Annotated in this window: 17 protein-coding genes; 11 read left to right on the forward strand and 6 right to left on the reverse strand. The window is 49.6% G+C overall.

The genetic code is table 11. The features are described 5' to 3' along the window. Positions 1 to 82 precede the first annotated feature (82 nt). Both FOV68_RS12015 and FOV68_RS12020 read left to right on the forward strand, forming a co-directional pair. Complete coding sequence (locus tag FOV68_RS12015; protein WP_143990942.1) at positions 83 to 991, forward strand: LysR substrate-binding domain-containing protein; 909 nt, start codon at positions 83 to 85, stop codon at positions 989 to 991. A 187-nt stretch (positions 992 to 1,178) separates the two neighbouring features. After that, positions 1,179 to 1,622 (forward strand): NUDIX hydrolase, encoded by a 444-nt coding sequence (locus tag FOV68_RS12020; RefSeq protein WP_143990943.1) that lies wholly within the window; start codon positions 1,179 to 1,181, stop codon positions 1,620 to 1,622. Between the two features lie 159 nt (positions 1,623 to 1,781). Here FOV68_RS12020 and FOV68_RS12025 read toward each other — a convergent pair whose 3' ends face one another. Then, positions 1,782 to 2,084, reverse strand: a complete 303-nt coding sequence (locus FOV68_RS12025; RefSeq protein WP_143990944.1) for a putative quinol monooxygenase — start codon at positions 2,082 to 2,084, stop codon at positions 1,782 to 1,784. Between the two features lie 63 nt (positions 2,085 to 2,147). Beyond that, positions 2,148 to 3,164, reverse strand: coding sequence for an NADP-dependent oxidoreductase (locus FOV68_RS12030; protein ID WP_064703004.1), 1,017 nt, complete (start codon positions 3,162 to 3,164; stop codon positions 2,148 to 2,150). An 89-nt stretch (positions 3,165 to 3,253) separates the two neighbouring features. Between FOV68_RS12030 and FOV68_RS12035 the strand changes: the two genes are divergently transcribed. Then, complete coding sequence (locus tag FOV68_RS12035; RefSeq protein ID WP_143991012.1) at positions 3,254 to 4,165, forward strand: LysR family transcriptional regulator; 912 nt, start codon at positions 3,254 to 3,256, stop codon at positions 4,163 to 4,165. A gap of 180 nt (positions 4,166 to 4,345) precedes the next feature. Here the strand turns inward: FOV68_RS12035 and FOV68_RS12040 are convergent, their stop codons facing one another. After that, complete coding sequence (locus tag FOV68_RS12040) at positions 4,346 to 5,686, reverse strand: MFS transporter (protein WP_033768614.1); 1,341 nt, start codon at positions 5,684 to 5,686, stop codon at positions 4,346 to 4,348. Positions 5,687 to 6,163: 477 nt separating this feature from the next. Between FOV68_RS12040 and FOV68_RS12045 the strand changes: the two genes are divergently transcribed. Continuing rightward, positions 6,164 to 6,634 carry a DUF1203 domain-containing protein gene (locus FOV68_RS12045; protein WP_143990945.1) on the forward strand — a complete coding sequence of 157 codons (471 nt, stop codon included), beginning with the start codon at positions 6,164 to 6,166 and terminating at the stop codon, positions 6,632 to 6,634. Between the two features lie 281 nt (positions 6,635 to 6,915). Here the strand turns inward: FOV68_RS12045 and FOV68_RS12050 are convergent, their stop codons facing one another. Both FOV68_RS12050 and FOV68_RS12055 read right to left on the reverse strand, forming a co-directional pair. Next, positions 6,916 to 8,499 (reverse strand): methyl-accepting chemotaxis protein, encoded by a 1,584-nt coding sequence (locus tag FOV68_RS12050; RefSeq protein ID WP_039387804.1) that lies wholly within the window; start codon positions 8,497 to 8,499, stop codon positions 6,916 to 6,918. A gap of 425 nt (positions 8,500 to 8,924) precedes the next feature. Beyond that, on the reverse strand, positions 8,925 to 9,398 hold the full coding sequence (locus FOV68_RS12055) for an Lrp/AsnC family transcriptional regulator (protein WP_064703007.1): 474 nt from the start codon (positions 9,396 to 9,398) through the stop codon (positions 8,925 to 8,927). Between the two features lie 472 nt (positions 9,399 to 9,870). Between FOV68_RS12055 and FOV68_RS12060 the strand changes: the two genes are divergently transcribed. After that, a complete protein-coding gene (locus FOV68_RS12060; RefSeq protein WP_143990946.1) occupies positions 9,871 to 10,497 on the forward strand; it encodes a LysE family translocator in 627 nt (208 codons plus the stop codon). A gap of 433 nt (positions 10,498 to 10,930) precedes the next feature. Beyond that, positions 10,931 to 11,731 carry an SDR family oxidoreductase gene (locus tag FOV68_RS12065; protein WP_039387810.1) on the forward strand — a complete coding sequence of 267 codons (801 nt, stop codon included), beginning with the start codon at positions 10,931 to 10,933 and terminating at the stop codon, positions 11,729 to 11,731. A 179-nt stretch (positions 11,732 to 11,910) separates the two neighbouring features. Here FOV68_RS12065 and FOV68_RS12070 read toward each other — a convergent pair whose 3' ends face one another. Beyond that, positions 11,911 to 12,459, reverse strand: coding sequence for a TetR/AcrR family transcriptional regulator (locus tag FOV68_RS12070; RefSeq protein ID WP_109651238.1), 549 nt, complete (start codon positions 12,457 to 12,459; stop codon positions 11,911 to 11,913). Positions 12,460 to 12,586: 127 nt separating this feature from the next. Between FOV68_RS12070 and FOV68_RS12075 the strand changes: the two genes are divergently transcribed. The 5 genes from FOV68_RS12075 to FOV68_RS12095 all read left to right on the forward strand — a co-directional run bounded on the left by FOV68_RS12075 (position 12,587) and on the right by FOV68_RS12095 (position 17,335). Beyond that, positions 12,587 to 13,675 (forward strand): alkene reductase, encoded by a 1,089-nt coding sequence (locus tag FOV68_RS12075; RefSeq protein WP_031594324.1) that lies wholly within the window; start codon positions 12,587 to 12,589, stop codon positions 13,673 to 13,675. A 75-nt stretch (positions 13,676 to 13,750) separates the two neighbouring features. After that, a complete protein-coding gene (locus tag FOV68_RS12080) occupies positions 13,751 to 14,533 on the forward strand; it encodes an SDR family oxidoreductase (RefSeq protein ID WP_031594325.1) in 783 nt (260 codons plus the stop codon). Positions 14,534 to 14,654: 121 nt separating this feature from the next. Continuing rightward, positions 14,655 to 15,473 (forward strand): oxidoreductase, encoded by an 819-nt coding sequence (locus tag FOV68_RS12085; protein WP_039387816.1) that lies wholly within the window; start codon positions 14,655 to 14,657, stop codon positions 15,471 to 15,473. A gap of 203 nt (positions 15,474 to 15,676) precedes the next feature. After that, the gene (locus FOV68_RS12090; protein ID WP_143990947.1) at positions 15,677 to 16,699 is read left to right on the forward strand and encodes an NADP-dependent oxidoreductase; all 1,023 of its coding nucleotides are present in this window, start codon (positions 15,677 to 15,679) and stop codon (positions 16,697 to 16,699) included. 159 nt (positions 16,700 to 16,858) lie between these two features. Then, entirely contained in the window at positions 16,859 to 17,335 is a 477-nt protein-coding gene (locus tag FOV68_RS12095; RefSeq protein WP_143990948.1) for a glutathione peroxidase, read from the forward strand. The last annotated feature ends 11 nt before the right edge of the window (positions 17,336 to 17,346 follow it).

Raw genomic sequence — 17,346 nt, forward strand, 5'->3', positions numbered from 1 at the left:
GCCAGTCCTACTCGACTACCACGAACCATAAGAACTACACTTACGAGATAGAAAAACTATCTCGTTAACTTAAAGAGGCTCGATGCGTATTCTGAACAGACTGAAATGGTTGCAGGCTTTTGAGGCCACCTCTCGGCACGGTAGCTTTACGGGTGCTGCGAATGAACTTGGTGTGACGCCTGCGGCGGTAGGTCAACTCGTGCGGGCATTAGAAGAATGGGTTGGGCATCCACTTTTGACACGTATTCGCTCGGGCAATGAACGCCTGACGCTGATTACCGAAGCGCAGGATGCACTCGACGATATTACGGCTGGCCTGGATAAACTCGAAAGCGGGCTAAAAAAACTACGTGGCAGGAAAGCGAGATCGGTGTTGGTTGTCACTGCATCGCAAGTATTGGTGATGAACTGGCTGATGCCGCGTCTTCATAAATTTTCAGAACATAATGAGTTAATAGACGTGCGCCTGGATGTGGCGGACCGGCTTATCGATCTCAGCCATGGCGAAGCCGACATTGGTATTCGCTGCGGAACTGGTCATTGGAAAGGCTTAGTGGCCGACTGGATGATGGATGAGGAAGTCGTGATGATTTGCAGCCCTTCCGCTTTGCCCGCCAATGAGCCTGCGAATGAGGAATGGTTATTTGAGCAAAAGCTGATTCAGGACGATACCCCACACCCCGGCGCTAACTTTCCGTCATGGGAAAGCGTGTTGCAAAAAGTGGGGCTCGAAAGCGTGCAGCAAACGCATCTTCATATCAACTCCACCGCCACGGTGATTCAGGCAGCGCTAAGTGGTCGGGGAGTTGCGCTAGTGCGCAAAGCCCTGGTGCAGCAGGATCTGGATATTGGCCGCCTGGTGCAGTTGTTCCCGGAAAACAGCTGGCCTATTAGCTGGTCATATTATGTGGTGAGTACGAGTGCGTCATTGAAGCGGCCGGAAGTGAAAGCGTTTCATGACTGGATGTTGAGTGATGTGCGAGTTAAATAGCTCTTCTTGCCCTCACACCATTCTGAACCTTCAACGAAATGGAGCCTAATCACATCAGTCGTATAAAAAACAGACTTAGCGTGGGATATTTTCCGTTTTCCAGGCGGGCTCCCTATAGGCCGATTCAGGCTGCAATTTATGTATATATAAATATCAAATCAGTATTAAAGCTTTTTAAGGAGGGTACGTGCGCATTCGACCATCATCTCGACTGATCATTCTTTCGCCTGAAAATCGCGTCCTGCTCTTTATGTTCTGTCATAAAGATGGTGCTCTGAGAGGAAAAACATACTGGGCAACGCCAGGTGGAGGGCTTGAAAAAAATGAATCTTTCGAGCAGGCCGCTATACGCGAATTATATGAAGAAACGGGTTTGAGAAGAACATTAACAGGACCACAGATAGCATCCCAGACCTTCACAATGATGCTACCAAGTGGGGAGAATGTACTTGCTGAAGAGCATTTCTTTATGATTGATGCAAATACAGTTGAGCTCGACCTCTCAGGGTGGAGTAGCAATGAAAAGGAAGTCATACGCGATTATCATTGGTGGACAATAGAGGAACTCATACACACCAGTGAGACAATTTTTCCACGCGATTTAATCATTAACATACTTGAAAGCAAGTAAGCCGGACCTTCAACGTTAACTCAACATGATACCCTGAACGTCCGCTCCTGGCACAAAGCGGACCTGCGTCCAGGCTTATGTCTGCTATGGGCGAAGAGCGATTACTCACAGATCCCGGGCTTGATAATAAAGTGCTCTTGATTTTAATAAGATTATTATTTACCCATCCATAAGCCCTCTCTCGTTAGTGGCGTCATACTTGAAGAGTTCACCCTTCATTTTTCCCTGCCATCGGTTGATAAACTCTACAGTGTCGGTTCTTATAAGATGGGCACTAAGTGCGTCCTGACCCAACCAACGTTCTGATATAAGCAATCTTCCGGTCTGATAGTCCTCCACGGCAGCGTTATATGAAAGGTTTCCATGACGTTGTCGAACGGCATTAGCCAATAACTTAAGTTCTTTTATAAATTGTTCCAGGACAGAAGGATCAATGTACATATAACCGGAAATGATAAGCATTTTATTCTTCCTTTAACTGACTGCTACTCGCCCTCAGAAAATGGCTAATCAGGTTTGGGGTAATCAGAAGTTAGTCAGCACAATTTTTCCCTGGATACTTCCTGACGAAGCGCGCTGGTGTGCGGCTGATGCCATGGCTAACGGATAGGTGCTGTCAATCACGACGTTGATAATGCCTTTTTCCAGTAAAAGCCCCGCTTCGGATAGCTGCAGACCACTTGAACGCACTTGCGTTGTTGACACAGTAATCCCTTTTTGAGCGGCCTCAGTCTGCCCGGTAAAACTTAAAGGATTCACCAGAAATAGTGCTCCGCCCTCTCTGATACAGCTTAAAAAGCGCTCTATATGCTTTCCGCCAACAGCATCAATAACCAGATCGACGTTTTTCACTACATTCTCAGCGGCTACTTTGGTGTAGTCGATAAAATCATCCGCACCCAGTTCGCGCATAAGCACTTCATGACGGGAAGAAGCGACGGCAATGACTCTCGCACCCTTCCACTTCGCGATCTGAACAGCAATGTGCCCTACGCCTCCTCCTGCACCGTTAACCATCACCGTCTGGCCTTCAAGCAGGACCGGTTTATGGTTGAAAGATTGAAACGGATTGGGCGCATCATGGCCAACGTCGACAAGAAATTGCCACGCGGTGAGCAGTGACATCGGGGCACCCGCTGCCTGGATATGGTCTATTCCCTGAGGTTTTAACGCCACCTCTGATGCAGGAACGCTTACATAGTCGGCATAAGCTCCACTACCGGCCATTACCCCATCAGGAAAACGCACCATTGAATAGACTTCATCTCCGGTGCTGAATGCGGAAACATTTTCGCCCACGGCTTCTATGACACCTGAAACATCCGTTCCCAGGATTAAGGGAAAGTGGGGTTCGGGCCGCCACTCAGGCGGAAGCGCCCGATAGCCATCACGCAGATACAAGTCTGGTGGGTTCAGACTTGCGGCATGCACGCGCACAAGGACTTCGTCAGTCCCGATAGTTGGGCGGGGTGCATCTTCATACCTGAGATTTTCCGGGCTGCCAAACGCATGTAGCTGTACTGCTTTCATCATTTCAGTCATGGAAATTTCACTCCAACACAGATTCAGATGCCAGAATATGACCAATTGTGATGATTGATAATGGGGCTGGATTTCGCTTTAATATTGCCATGAAGGAACAAATAATCTTTGAAAGACTCACAGGTCTGATTGCATTCGCTCGCGCGGGATCGCTCGGCAGCTTTACCGCTGCCGCTCGCTCGCTTGCAGTGTCCCCTTCCGCGATAAGTAAAAGTATCCAGAGACTGGAGCAGCGTCTTGGCGTCACATTGTTCACCCGAACCACCCGTTCGCTGGTGCTGACTGCTGAAGGTCGTGAACTGCACGAGCGCACGCTGCAGTTATTACGCGATGCTGACGAGCTTGAGCAGGTCGCCATGCGATCGCGAGAGGAGCCAGCGGGAACGTTACGCATTGCGGCATCGTTTCCGATTGGTGTTCATGTGATCGCGCCTCTCCTTCCGCAATTCTGTGCACTTCATCCTAAAGTGACAATCGACTTAAAGCTGAGTGATCGCGTAATTAGCATTGTTGACGAGAGTATTGATATAGCCATCCGGATCGGCGACCTCGCAGATTCAAATCTTCTGTCGCGTCGCCTGTCGCCCTATCAGATAGGTTGTTATGCTTCGCCAGATTATTTGACCCGATGCCCGGAACCCGAACACCCCAATGATCTTATCGGGCATAAAACGGTTAATTTGCGATATCAAAATACGGGGCAGATTTTTCGCTGGCCGTTCCGGCTTGGCGAGCGGGAGATTGAAATTGTGCCACCATCTGCTGTCATCGTCGATGCAAGCGAGGCCGTTATCGCGGCTGTGGCTGCCGGTGCCGGGATAGGCATGGTGTCGAGTTTTATGGCTGCTTCCTGGGTTAAGCGCGGGGAGTTAGTGCCCCTTCTCACTGATTTTTCAGTAGAGCGGCATAATATTTCTGCGGTATGGCATGCGAGCCGGCGTTCAAATCCTGCTGTACGCGCCTTCATTGATCTCATGCTTAACAGTTCTGAACGCTCTTAAACTGGGTATTGTCAGTAAATCCCCAAAGGTAAGTTTTTTCCGCATCTGATACATAACAGACATCAACAACCAGCAGACTGATTCAGGTGATGACAGGATGTGGAATGTTTATATGGCAGAGATAAAGCCGGAAGAACCTGCCTGCAGATGCGCTGATAAGCTTCTGCAGGCGGGATTACTTTATTTACTGACTGACGAAGCGCTATTTTCAACGTCGATGGTTAACTCTTTTTTGCGGCCCATGACCAGTACGGCAATGCCCCCGATGCCACAGAGGATAGCCAGTGGCACCATAGCCAGCGTATGGCTGCCGGTCGCCTGATTGATAATGCCATAAACGTTGACCATCACCCCACCGCCGATCAGATTCGCCATCGCACCGATAGCCGCCAGACCCGCTGCAGCCGTTGTGGATGACATCCATCCCGATGCCAGCGCCCAGAAAGGTCCTTTCATTGAGTAGGCCCCGATTAATACCAGCGACAGGATTACTACACTGCCGGTCAGACTATTGGTGATAAAGGCTGACAGCAGGCCACCTGCAATTAAGAACAGCGTTAACGCGGTGTGCCAGCGACGCTCGCCGCTGCGGTCAGAACTTCTCCCCCAGATAATCATCAGAATGGAGGCCAGGCCGTAGGGAATCGCATTGACTAAACCGGTGGTGAAGTTATCCAGTCCAAACGATTTAAGCAGTTGCGGAGACCACACGCTCAGCGTTGAGCCCGCCGCAGACGCGCCTGCATAAATCAGCGCCATCACCCAGATATGTTTGTGACGCAGCAACTGCCACAAAGAGATATGACCTATTGCCTTCTTCTTCGCATTTTCGGCTTCGAGAGTGCTGTTCAGCCACGCTTTTTGTTCCTGATTTAACCAGCTGGCATTAGTGGGGCGATTGCTCAGTAAAAAGAAGGCTGCAATTCCCAGAATGACCGCCGGAATACCCTCCAGGATAAATAACCAGTGCCAGCCACGCATACCGTACCAGCCATCCAGTGACAAAATCAGACCAGAAATGGGCGATCCAATAAAGTTCGCCGCAGGAATGGCCACCATAAAGGTAGCAATCACGCGTGCACGGTACTTTCCGGGGATCCAGTAAGTCAGATAAAGAATGACGCCAGGGAAAAATCCGGCCTCAGCGGCACCCAGTAAAAAGCGCAATATATAGAGTGTATTGGCACTTTCAACAAAGGCGGTACAGACAGAGATGATACCCCACGACACCATGATGCGAGAGATCCAAATCTTTGCGCCAATTTTCTGCATGGCCAGATTGCTGGGTACTTCAAACAGGAAGTAACCGACAAAAAACAGACTGCTCGCAAAACCAAATACCGCTTTCGACAATCCTAAATCTTCGTTCATCTGCAACGAAGCCATCCCAATGTTGCCGCGATCGATAATAGCAATCAGATAACAAACAATCAGGAAGGGCAAAATGCGCCAGACCACCTTCTTAACGGTCTGCTGCTCAATATCGGCAGAGAAAGTCGTGATGTGCTGTTTTTCAGACATGATGATCCTCACAATTTTGTCATCGCTTGACGTGCAATCCGCAAAGCGCTTTGTTTTACCCTGTAAAACAGTAATGTACTGAGTAAAACCATTATCACGATAAAAATTCTTTCCCGCCGGAAGATGTAATCAGGTTGTGTTATTTGTCACAAAAAAGTATTCGTCAACCTTAGTTTATGTGACGAGTATGTCGTTAACGCGTGGAGTTCAGCGATCTTTTTAATGAAGTGACGACAGGAGAACCGGAAGGATTGAGAGGGAACAGAGTAATTTGAGTGCAGCGGTCGGGTTGTGAGGCCTTAGCGCTTGTGTGAAGGTATCAGCCAGCGTCCGGGAAGTTTGCATCTGATGAAGCACTCGTCTGCCCCTGTCGAACGGCCACATCATGAAATTCCCTGACCGATAACGGCGAGTTTCTCCTCACAGTATTCGATAACGTCATTATTCGCGGTGTTACGATGAAAAGAGAGGGATGCTATGAAATATAAAATTTCTGGCCTGAACGCCGGGCAATTTGCTCATCTTTTTGGACAGAACGATGAATATCTGAAAAAATACCATGCAGTACGACAAACGGTAGAGTGCTATCCGGGTTATCCCGACAGAATCTCATTGTGCGATATCCCCGTTGGAGAAAGCGCCCTCCTGATTAATCACATCTATCAGCCTGCCGACACGCCCTATTTTGGTACTCATGCAATCTATATTTGGGAGGGATGCACCCGGCAAGGCATTTACATCAATGAATTACCTGAAGTCCTGCTAAGCAGGACGCTGTCATTAAGGGCCTATGACGGAAAGCATTTTTTAAAAGAAGCGGATATAGCTGAGGGGAAAGTTGCTGATGATCTCATCGGCCATTTTTTTGCCGACCCGCAGATTAGTTATATCCAGATACATAATGCGAAACGGGGATGCTATTCCTGCTGTGCAGAACGTTTTGAATGACGGTTTGTATTGAGAAGCTCTATCCGCAATAGGAAATTATTCGTTTTCAGGGTTGCCTTCGTATCATGGCCCTGTTCTGAAGAGGAAGCTAAGAATTATGTCAGTAACCCTGCCCTATCCGATATGGCAAAAGGAGTGCCTGTTTCTGGAGGGAACGTGATGCGATTAGCGCCCGATTTTCTGATGAGACGCCTTAAATAGGCTCGGCGACTGAAATCATTAAGTCGTGAGAAAGATTGTCAGGGCGCGGCATCGTGAAAACCCCGCCCTGGCATTAAAGCTTAAACCAGCGCACTATTAATTTTAAAGACGCTGACACTGGCAAGCAGCATTTCGGCCTGAGCCTGTAAGGCCTGCGCTGCGGCTGTGGATTGCTGAGAAAGCGCGGCATTTTGCTGAGTGGCCGCGTCCATATGGGTGACCGCCAGATTAACCTGATCGATACCAACACTCTGCTCATTACTGGCCGATGATACGTTTTCAATCAACTCGCTGACCTGATGAATACGTAAAATAATTTCCTCCATCGTTGTCCCCGCGTGTTGAACCAGTTCATTGCCCTGGCCAATTGAACTCACAGAACGTTCGATCAGGATACGCACATCCTTTGCCGCTTTTGCAGAGCGCTGTGCCAGAGCACGTACTTCGGCCGCAACCACCGCAAACCCTCGACCTTCGGTGCCCGCACGCGCCGCTTCGACCGCAGCATTCAGTGCCAGAATATTAGTCTGGAAAGCGATACCGTCAATCACCGTAATGATCTGGTTAATCTCGTTCGAGAACTGCTGGATCTCGCTCATGGTGTGTACCACTTTTTCCACCACATTGCCGCCCTGACCCGCAATGGAGCGGGCATCCTGCGCAATATTGCTGGCATGATATGCGTTCTGCGCGTTGTTTTTCACCACCGAAGTGAGTTCCTCCATGGAGGCAGCAGTTTCTTCAAGTGCGCCAGCCTGCGCCTCGTTACGTGAGGAAAGTTCCTGGCTGCCCTGCGCGATTTGAATTGACGCCGAGGCGATGTTTTCTGTACCGGTACGTACACCAGAGACGATTGAAGTCAGGCTGCTATTCATTTCACGCAACGCTGTCATTAACTCTGCGGTTTCGTCACGTCCGTTTGGACGAATAACGGTCTGCAGATCACCTGAAGCCACGGTGCGCGCAATATTGACTGCTTCGCGTAATGGATGGGTAATGCTGCGGATTAACCAGACAGTTATCACTATGCCGGAAAGTAAAATACCGGCCATGGCGATCCATAAGGTCATACGGGTTTCACGATACTGAGCAAGATTTTGCGCTGTCAGTTGCTGATTGAGTTTTTGAGCATGTGCCAGCGTATGATGAACGACATCATCAATCATTTTGGTCGGCTCACGATCGATGCCATTGACCTGGCTATCAACCAGCTGGGCGCTGGCGAGGTTATGCGTGTCGTAGTTTTGCAGCGCAGCGAGATATTTTTGTCTGAGCTGGGCGTGTAGCTCAATCGTCTGTTTCACCTGCGCCGTATCCATCCCAAGCTCGGGTTGCAGTATCAGCAGTTGATGGAGCAGTGCCTGAGTTTTGTCACTTTGCGTCAGAAAGGCCGTTTTGTATTTGTCAAAAACACTCTGGCCTTGTGTGCCGCGTAAGAGGGCATTTTTCCACTCCTGTACCTGAATTTTAAACTGAACCTGTGCATTACGTGCAGTATCAATGCTCTCTGCGACACGTGTTTCGCTTGCCATGATGTCAATATTTTTTTGCAGAGCCTGCGCGTTCAGGGTTATGCCCCTCAAACCGACAATCATTGTCGCCAGCAGCAGGATTGCTGCCATCACACTGAGTCTTTGCCCTATCGTAAAATGATTAAGTTTCATATTTTTTCCGTGGTGAAAACAATAATGCACCGGCAAATCCCGGTACAACGGTTATCGTCACGGTAAAGCATGGACTTTATGGCTGGGGGAGGATTGATGGCATAATTTCATGTAAATAAGCGTCTCTTTTAAGCTGACAGAGGCTGAAGAGAGGCTATGAATTAAAGCTTAAGCCGCTGGCTGCTCAGTTTTGAAAGGCACTGCTGGTCGTTGTCAACAATCAAGTCATCACAAATACTCGTGTTGTTAAAGCAGAGAAAATGTGGGGTGTCAGCAAGCTTGCTAACGCTATGCCGCTATTAACTTGTGAAGATCATGCCGGATAACAGTTTTGTGCGCTGAATAAAGCAGGTAGCGTGCCTGATCATTAAATCTGCTCTATGCGGAATTGATAATCAGTCACTGGGCATCACGGCAGCGATAAGCTACTCAGAGATTTTCTTAATAGGATAACTAACGAGTGGTTTGATCTCTTTAAGCACAAACATACTTTGCATTTCTTTAATTCCTGGCAATCTGCGTACCACTGACATTGCAAAATCAGCATAGGAGTCCAGATCTGAAGCCACAACCTGTAGCAGAAAGTCAGCATCTCCACCGATGCTATAACAGGCAACCACATCCTCAAGGGCGGTCACTTCCGCTTCAAATTTCCTGGCCTCCGCTTCGCTATGGCTGTCAATGACGACCCGAATGAAAACCATTACTCCCAGCCCAATTTTCTTGCGGTCAAGAACAGCACGATAGCCCTGAATCACTTTATCTTCCTCGAGCTTACGAACTTTGCGCCAGCAGGGAGATGCTGAAATATTTATCTTCTCCGCCAGCACCTGGTTAGTTACCCGGGCATCGTCCTGTAAAATTTCGAGAATTTTCATATCTGTCGAGCTAAGCGTCATAAGGGGAAATTCCTTTCTTTATGGAGGTGGCATAGGGTTACTTTTACCTAAAAAAAGGCATTAAGTAAATAATATAGGTAACAATTTTCCGCTTTCCTGCTGCATAATAATTTTACTTTTCCAGCCTGTTATTACAAACAATATAAGGGAAAAATGAACCCTGATTTAATGCATATGATTCAATTTAATTTAAAGAATGCAGGGAGCTGATCATCTCTGGAAGAGAGGATCGGATAGAACACTGCGCGCAAATGAAAATTAAACTTGTCATCTGCGTAGTTAAATCAATGCAGCAACATCCGCCCAGGAATAATCGAACCTCCACTTTAAACGTTAAACCAACTGATAAAAAGGATGCATATCTTTAACCCTTAATTAAGCTTTTTATATGACAACCATCGCTCAGAACCAGGCATTTTTGAACAACTAACTCTGTTCCCTTTTACCGAAATGCATTTCAACAGGAATAACCATGTCAGGAACTACTGAAATAATATCTTATATTGCTGCGCTCGGTTTAGCTGCAGCAATTCCGGGTCCGGGGATGACCGCATTAGTCGCTCGCAGCGTGAGTGGGGGCGCAGTGACGGGCTTTACGATGCTGGCCGGTCTCATTCTGGGAGATTTGATTTATTTATCTGTTGCGGTATTTGGTCTGGCGGTGATCGCTCATACCTATACCTCTCTCTTTACGCTAATTAACTGGGCTGCCTCGCTCTTTTTATGCCTGCTGGCATGGCAGTTCTGGTGCCACCAGCCTCAGGCAATAAATATCGATCAAAAAGTGACAAAACGAGAACTGGCATCAGCCTGGTTTTCAGGACTGACCATAACGCTGGGAAACCCTAAAACCATCGCTTTCTATCTGGCTATACTGCCTCTGGTTATCTCTCTGGATAATGTATCTTTTCAGATGTGGGGAGGACTGCTGGTTCCGCTTACCGTGTTAGTTCTTTTGAGTGTGGGAGCCGTTTTTATTTTTGCAGCCCTCAGGATACGCCTCCTCCTGACCAGCGCTAAAGCGCAACGACTCCTTTTCCGTTCAGCCGGTACCATCATGATGCTGACCGCGGCTGGAATGGTGGTAAAGACTCTTTAGCGTTCATTACCACCTCCTCTGCCTCAGGAAAATGGGGCCGGTCACGTGGCCATGATTGAAAATAATCAAGCTCTGGCCTGGTTATCAGGCAATAAGCAATAAATAGTAAAAGTGATTCCAGCCAGAAAAGCCTGAGGGTCAAAAGCAGCTATCTTCTGATAGCTGCTTTTTTGCCTTTCAGGTCTCCCATTTTTTAATGCTTACGTTCCTGCTTCAACGTTTCCTGACTATCCACCCAGGGCGCATTAGCGGCTAACCCTGTACTTCACATCTATAATTCAGTGACTCAGGCCCATGTACTCGATCCGGCTAGCCGATTAATCAATTTGGGGATGGCTGGACGTCGTAGTGTCAGCGATACATCGATATTCACTCCCCTGATGATGCCGACCGGATTTAAGACGCTCATCATTTACAGAAATAAGGATGCCTCATGATCTTTTCTCTCAAAAATCAGGTTGCGCTGGTTACCGGTGCCAGCTCGGGTCTCGGCTATGCCTGCGCAGAAGCACTCGCTAAAGAAGGTGCCTGTGTGGTGATTAACTACCATAGCCAGGCGGAACCGGCCGGGGAGCTGGCTGAGAAAATCCGCGCCGATGGAGGCCGTGCAATTGCTGTCAAAGGAGACGTGTCTAAAGAGGCGGATGTAGAGAATCTTTTTGACCAGACAATCAGGGAATTTGGCAGGCTGGATATCCTGGTGGCGAACTCAGGACTCCAGAAAGATGCCCCATCCATTGAGATGACGCTTGAGGACTGGAATACCGTTCTGGACGTGAACCTGACTGGCCAGTTCCTCTGCGCGCGTGCTGCGTTGCGTCAGTTCAAGCGTCAGGAGCATCGCAAGGACATCAGCAAAGCTGTCGGTAAGATTATTCATATGAGTTCGGTTCACCAGCTCATTCCCTGGGCCGGACACGTCAACTATGCCGCATCAAAAGGCGGCGTTGACTTGCTGATGAAAACGCTGGCTCAGGAAGTGGGTGAAGAACGTATTCGTGTCAATGCAGTGGCACCCGGCGCTATCGCTACCGCCATCAACGAGGAAAGCACCCAGGGTGAAGCGGGCAAAGCGCTGTTAAAGCTCATCCCTTACGGGCGCATCGGTGCGGCTGAAGATGTGGCGAATGCCGTCGTCTGGCTTGCCAGTGATCTCTCTGATTACGTTCATGGCACCACGCTTTTTATCGATGGTGGAATGAGCCTTTATCCCGGATTCCGCGACAACGGCTGAGTGATGCGTCACTGTCCCTGGTGGGTGGCCGACTGATTAATAGCCCGTTGATGGGAATGGTATCCGGAACGGGAAGTCCGGATTACGCATTCTCGCCGTTCATAATAAACGCCAGCGGGCTGGTGCGTTCAGTCCATGCCGCAATCGCTTCAGTAAGGTTGAACGGCAAGAGCATCGATTCAATCCTTACAGCTATCCGGGCTAAGCAGACGCGTACGGCAGACCTCCAGAATTTCATCAGCAAGCCCGGAACTATCCGGGCAGGCACGCGAAAGCATCAGGGCACCCACAAGATGCGCGAGCGTATTGATCAGATCCGGACGGGTGACCTGTTCCGTTTCTAAAACGGCAAGCTGTCGTTCAATTCCGGCCGCAAAGGTCTCGCGGATGGATTCAGACTGGCGCGCTGCATCGGTGCCCAGGGCCGACATGACACACCCCTTTGCCATATCATCGCGATGCTGCCGGGAGAGATAATATTCAATAAACGCTTCCCGACTCGCCCCTTCAGTTTTCTCAACAGACTTCGCGAAGCCGCAGTTCATCGCTTCGGCTAACAAATCGGCTTTCGACCCAAAGTGCTTGTAGAACCCGCCATGCGTTAACCCTGCGGCTGACATCAGTTCAGCGACGCCTACCCCATCGTAACCCCGCTCACGAAAAAGTTCTGACGCCGTTTCAACGATTCGGTTCCTGTTTTCGCGAACCTGCTCTTTTGACACTTTCATCTTTTCCTCCTGAAACTGAGCTTAAGTATACATTGATGATGATCATAATCAAACCAGTTGACTTTAATGATTACGATCATCATCATTAAATCAGTTTACTGACCCGCTAAGCCGCAAAGGAATAACCATGACGAATCAATCCTTATTTCAGCCCTATGAACTGGGATCTGTCACGCTTGCGAATCGCATCGTGATGGCCCCGCTTACGCGTAACCGGGCAGGCGCAGGTCTGGTGCCAGGTGAACTGGCAGCGACTTACTACGCTCAGCGTGCCACAGCAGGATTACTGATTACCGAAGCTACGCAGATTTCAGCAGAGGCGCAGGGCTATCAGGATACGCCGGGGATCTACACGCAGGCCCAGATTGAGGGCTGGCGTAAAGTCACTGACGCGGTTCATGACAGAGGCGGACGGATATTTGTGCAGTTATGGCACACAGGTCGAATTTCACATGTCGATTTACAGCCAGAGGGTGCCGCACCAGGCGCGCCGTCAGCTATCCGTGCTGAAACCAAAACCTTCGTGAACAACCATTTTGTTGATGTTTCAGAACCCAGAGCGCTTGAGCTGAAGGAAATAAAAGGCATTGTTGCCGATTTCAGAAAGGCATCAGCCAATGCCATTACCGCAGGTTTTGATGGTGTAGAGATACACGGTGCGAATGGCTATCTGCTTGAACAGTTCCTGAAAGATGGTGCCAATCAGCGTACCGATGAATATGGCGGTTCAGTTGAGAATCGTGCGCGTCTGCTACTAGAGGTCGTGGAGGCCGTGAAAGATGAGATCGGCGCCGCGCGGACGGGCGTTCGCATCTCACCGGTCTCACCTGCTAATGCAATTTCATGCAGCGATCCGCAGCCACAATATGACTACCTGGCAGAGCAACTTGATGCTTCAGGTATCGTTTATCTGCATGTCGTTGAAGGCGCGACGGGAGGTCCCCGTGATGCCTCACCGTTCGATTACGCTTCGCTGCGTCGCCGCTTTAAAAACACCTACATCGGTAACAATGGCTATGACCTGGCGCTGGCGTCTGACCATCTTGCACAGGACAAAGCCGATTTGTTCGCGTTCGGTCGCCCCTTCATTTCTAACCCCGATTTCGTCGAAAGACTTAAATCGGGAGCGCCTCTGGCCCCGCTTAATCCTGAAACACTGTATGGCGGTGGTGCGGAGGGCTACACCGACTATCCATCGCTTAGCGGTAACAGTTAATAACTCTTTAGATATCACGGTTAACCCTGCATCGCTAACGGCGATTTTTATTAAACAAATGAAGAAGATAAAATTATGACTCGTACATCAGTCCTCATTACAGGCGCTTCAACGGGTATTGGTGCTGTTTACGCTGAGCGCTTTGCGCGTCGTGGACATGACCTTGTTCTGGTTGCTCGCGACAAATTGAAATTAGAGGCGCTTGCTGAACGGCTGCGACAGGAAAATCATATTTCCGTCGATGTGCTGCCTGCCGACCTCACGCTGTCGAGTGATTTAGCTACTGTTGAAGCACGCCTCCGGGAAGACTCGCGGATAGGTACTCTTATCAATAACGCAGGTATCGCTCAGTCCGGCACGTTTACCGAGCAGACGCCTGATTCCATCGAACGCCTTATCGCGCTTAACGTCACTGCCCTGACGAGACTGGCCAGTGCTGCAGCGGGCCGGTTCGCAGAAGCCGGAGAAGGTTCGATCGTAAATATCGGTTCCGTAGTCGGTCTCGCCCCGGAATTTGCAATGACGGTTTACGGCGCAACAAAAGCCTTTGTTCTTTTCCTCTCTCAGGGAATGAACGTTGAGCTCTCTCCAAAAGGCATCTATATCCAGGCGGTGCTCCCTGCAGGTACATACACCGAAATCTGGGATCGTGCCGGTATCGACATCAGTAACGCTTCAAAAATGATGGAAGTGGGTGAACTGGTTGACGCCGCTCTGGCGGGTTTTGACCGCCGCGAGCGCGTGACGATTCCGCCATTACATAATGCTGAGCGCTGGGATGTTCTTGATGCCTCCCGTCAGGGTCTGCTCTCGGACATCAGGCAGGAAGAGGCCGCAGAGCGATACAAAACCCTTTAGCTAAGCCCAGCTCAGCAGATCCTTTTCAGGGTTCAGCTGAGCGGTAAATCGACCATGAATCTCTTAATGCGTCTCTCTTCTCTGAAGGGAAACTGAACCCAATCACACGAGCGTATCCATAATGAGTCAACAACGTGTAGCACTGGTAACCGGCGCCTCTTCAGGTATCGGCGAAGCCTCTGCCAATAAACTTTTAGCCGCGGGTTACAGGGTATATGGCACCAGCCGGCGTGGCCCACAACCAGGACAATACGCCTTTCCACTACTGGCGCTGGATGTCACGGATGACACTTCGGTGAAGAGTGCCATTGAGGAGTTGATTCGGCTGGAGGGGCGAATCGATCTCCTGGTGAACAACGCCGGTTTTGGGGTAGCGCCAGCGGCGGCGGAAGAGAGTTCAGTTGAACAGGCGAAGCAGATCTTCGATACAAATTTTCTGGGGATTGTCAGGCTGACGCGCGCCGTGCTGCCTCACATGCGTCGTCAGGGCAGCGGGCGCATCATCAATATCGGTTCAATTCTGGGGATCGTGCCGTTGCCGTATGTGGCCCTCTATGCGGCCAGCAAACATGCAGTTGAAGGGTATACAGGCGCACTTGACCATGAACTGCGCACGCTGGGCATCAGGGTTTCTGTCATCGAACCGGCATACATAAAAACGCAGTTCGAAGCTCACAATATTGAACCGGATGCAAAACTTGAAGAGTACGACCGTATCCGCGCTAAGTTAACGAAGGTGGTCAGTAAGGCAATGGCTGAGGCGGAAAGTCCGGAGGTAGTAGCGGAGGTGGTGGTCAAAGCGGCTCAGACTTTACGCCCAAAGGTACGCTACACGGCAGGAACGCTGGCCGCAAAATTGAATTTCATCCTCCGATTTGCCCCGGCAAAACTCCTGGATAAGGTCGTGCGGAACAGCCTTCAGCTGGATGCCAGAAATTAAAAAATCACATTTTCGCGACTGGCCGCCGGTATCCGCTATCTGTTATTTCAGTCGTGTCCGGTTTCGTTGAATGAAGGCATGAGCATATTAACCGGCAAATCCTTATTCCATTATTTATTACGTTGCTCCCGGGAGCTTTTTTTGCTCAGTAACAGAGGCACCTGAGAAGACTTCAGTGCTAAAAATCAGAGGATAAACACCAAATGAAAACCAGGACGATGCGAGCCTTTACGTTTAAACGCTACGGGAAATCACCTGAGCTGGGATTTGAAAATGTAGATTACCCTTCCCCCGGTGCCGATGAAATCCTGGTAAAAGTCTATGCCGTTGGTCTGAATCCCATTGATAACATTATCCCCAGCGGAATATTCAAACCGATTCTGCATTTTAAACTTCCGGCGACGCTGGGCAGTGATTTGTCAGGCGTGGTTATTGCAACAGGAAGTCGGGTGACACGTTTCAAGCCGGGCGATGAAGTCTTCGCCAGCATTTTCGACATTGGAACAGGTTCACTCGCCGATTTTGCACGCATTCCTGAACGTCTCGCGGCTTTTAAGCCCGAAAATCTGGATTTCATTGAGGCTGCTTCGCTGCCGATGGTTAGCCTCACCGCCTGGCAGGCGTTTACAGAGAGAGCACATCTGCGGCCAGGACAAAAAGTATTTATTCCGGCAGGTTCGGGAGGGATTGGCACTATTGCGATTCAGCTGGCGAAACATCTTGGCGCCAGGGTAGCGACGACGACCAGTTCAGCCAACGTAGAGTGGGTGAGTCGGCTGGGCGCAGATGAAGTAATTGACTATAAAAAGCAGGGATTTGAAAAGGTGCTAAGTGGCTACGATCTCGTACTCGGCACGCTGCGGGGGGATTCCATTGAAAAAGCCATGCAGATTCTTAAACCTGGCGGAAAGATACTTTCTCTGGTCGGTCCATTAGACGTTAAATTCGCGCGAGCCCGGCAGCTGAATATCTTGCTGCGGATGATATTTGCCCTGATGAGTCGCAAAATTATGCGACATTCAAAAAAGCGCGGTCTGGATTATTCATTTCTCTTTGTTCGTCCTGATGGCGATCAACTCACCCAAATCGGCAAACTTATAGAAGCAGAACACATCAAACCGGTGATCGACAGGGTGTTCCCATTTGCAGACACAAAAAATGCCCTGGCTTACCTTGAACAGGGACATGCAAAGGGTAAAGTCGTGGTTAAAATTCATCAGGAATAACAACCAGATCTGACGTGGAAAATAATCATTAACCCTGGCGGTAGCGCCTGAAGTCAGAATGCTGGCCTGCTAACTAAGCATCTGCTTCCCAGACCCCGCTGTCGTTATGCACTCTGTGTTAATGTTAACGTCATACGGTTTTGCTCTGAGGATTGCGACATGTCTCCCTTTTATCAACTTACTGCCACCAGCCTGAATGGCCAGCTTATCCCGATGGCCGACTACACTGACAAGGTGGTTCTGGTGGTAAATACCGCCAGCCATTGTGGATTCACGTCACAATACGCAGGTCTTGAATCGCTCTATAAAAAGTACGCCGCGCAGGGGCTGGTGGTGCTGGGTTTTCCCTGCAACCAGTTCGGAAAGCAGGAACCCGGCGGTGCCGAAGAAATCGCGCAGACATGCCACATCAACTATGGTGTGAGTTTTCCGATGTTCGGGAAAGTTGAGGTCAATGGCACATCAACGCACCCGATTTTTCGTTACCTGAAAGATGAATTACCCGGCGTGCTGGGTGGTCGTATTAAGTGGAACTTCACTAAGTTCCTGATCGGCCGCGACGGCAAACCGATCAAACGCTTTGCCCCGACCACCACCCCGGAGAAAATGGAATCCGCCATTCTTGCTGCTCTTTAAGTGAGGTGTTT

The sequence above is a fragment of the Pantoea sp. paga genome, assembly GCF_007558755.1.
Classification (GTDB): domain Bacteria; phylum Pseudomonadota; class Gammaproteobacteria; order Enterobacterales; family Enterobacteriaceae; genus Pantoea; species Pantoea agglomerans.

What these genes read in the sequence shown, in the direction of transcription:
- FOV68_RS12040 (WP_033768614.1), bottom strand. Translation starts at nt 5,686, where the DNA reads ATGTCTGAAAAACAGCACATCACGACTTTCTCTGCCGATATTGAGCAG.
- FOV68_RS12090 (WP_143990947.1), top strand. Translation starts at nt 15,677, where the DNA reads ATGAAAACCAGGACGATGCGAGCCTTTACGTTTAAACGCTACGGGAAA.
- FOV68_RS12035 (WP_143991012.1), top strand. Translation starts at nt 3,254, where the DNA reads ATGAAGGAACAAATAATCTTTGAAAGACTCACAGGTCTGATTGCATTC.
- FOV68_RS12065 (WP_039387810.1), top strand. Translation starts at nt 10,931, where the DNA reads ATGATCTTTTCTCTCAAAAATCAGGTTGCGCTGGTTACCGGTGCCAGC.
- FOV68_RS12025 (WP_143990944.1), bottom strand. Translation starts at nt 2,084, where the DNA reads ATGCTTATCATTTCCGGTTATATGTACATTGATCCTTCTGTCCTGGAA.
- FOV68_RS12055 (WP_064703007.1), bottom strand. Translation starts at nt 9,398, where the DNA reads ATGACGCTTAGCTCGACAGATATGAAAATTCTCGAAATTTTACAGGAC.
- FOV68_RS12060 (WP_143990946.1), top strand. Translation starts at nt 9,871, where the DNA reads ATGTCAGGAACTACTGAAATAATATCTTATATTGCTGCGCTCGGTTTA.
- FOV68_RS12050 (WP_039387804.1), bottom strand. Translation starts at nt 8,499, where the DNA reads ATGAAACTTAATCATTTTACGATAGGGCAAAGACTCAGTGTGATGGCA.
- FOV68_RS12015 (WP_143990942.1), top strand. Translation starts at nt 83, where the DNA reads ATGCGTATTCTGAACAGACTGAAATGGTTGCAGGCTTTTGAGGCCACC.
- FOV68_RS12075 (WP_031594324.1), top strand. Translation starts at nt 12,587, where the DNA reads ATGACGAATCAATCCTTATTTCAGCCCTATGAACTGGGATCTGTCACG.
- FOV68_RS12070 (WP_109651238.1), bottom strand. Translation starts at nt 12,459, where the DNA reads ATGAAAGTGTCAAAAGAGCAGGTTCGCGAAAACAGGAACCGAATCGTT.
- FOV68_RS12045 (WP_143990945.1), top strand. Translation starts at nt 6,164, where the DNA reads ATGAAATATAAAATTTCTGGCCTGAACGCCGGGCAATTTGCTCATCTT.
- FOV68_RS12095 (WP_143990948.1), top strand. Translation starts at nt 16,859, where the DNA reads ATGTCTCCCTTTTATCAACTTACTGCCACCAGCCTGAATGGCCAGCTT.
- FOV68_RS12030 (WP_064703004.1), bottom strand. Translation starts at nt 3,164, where the DNA reads ATGACTGAAATGATGAAAGCAGTACAGCTACATGCGTTTGGCAGCCCG.
- FOV68_RS12085 (WP_039387816.1), top strand. Translation starts at nt 14,655, where the DNA reads ATGAGTCAACAACGTGTAGCACTGGTAACCGGCGCCTCTTCAGGTATC.
- FOV68_RS12080 (WP_031594325.1), top strand. Translation starts at nt 13,751, where the DNA reads ATGACTCGTACATCAGTCCTCATTACAGGCGCTTCAACGGGTATTGGT.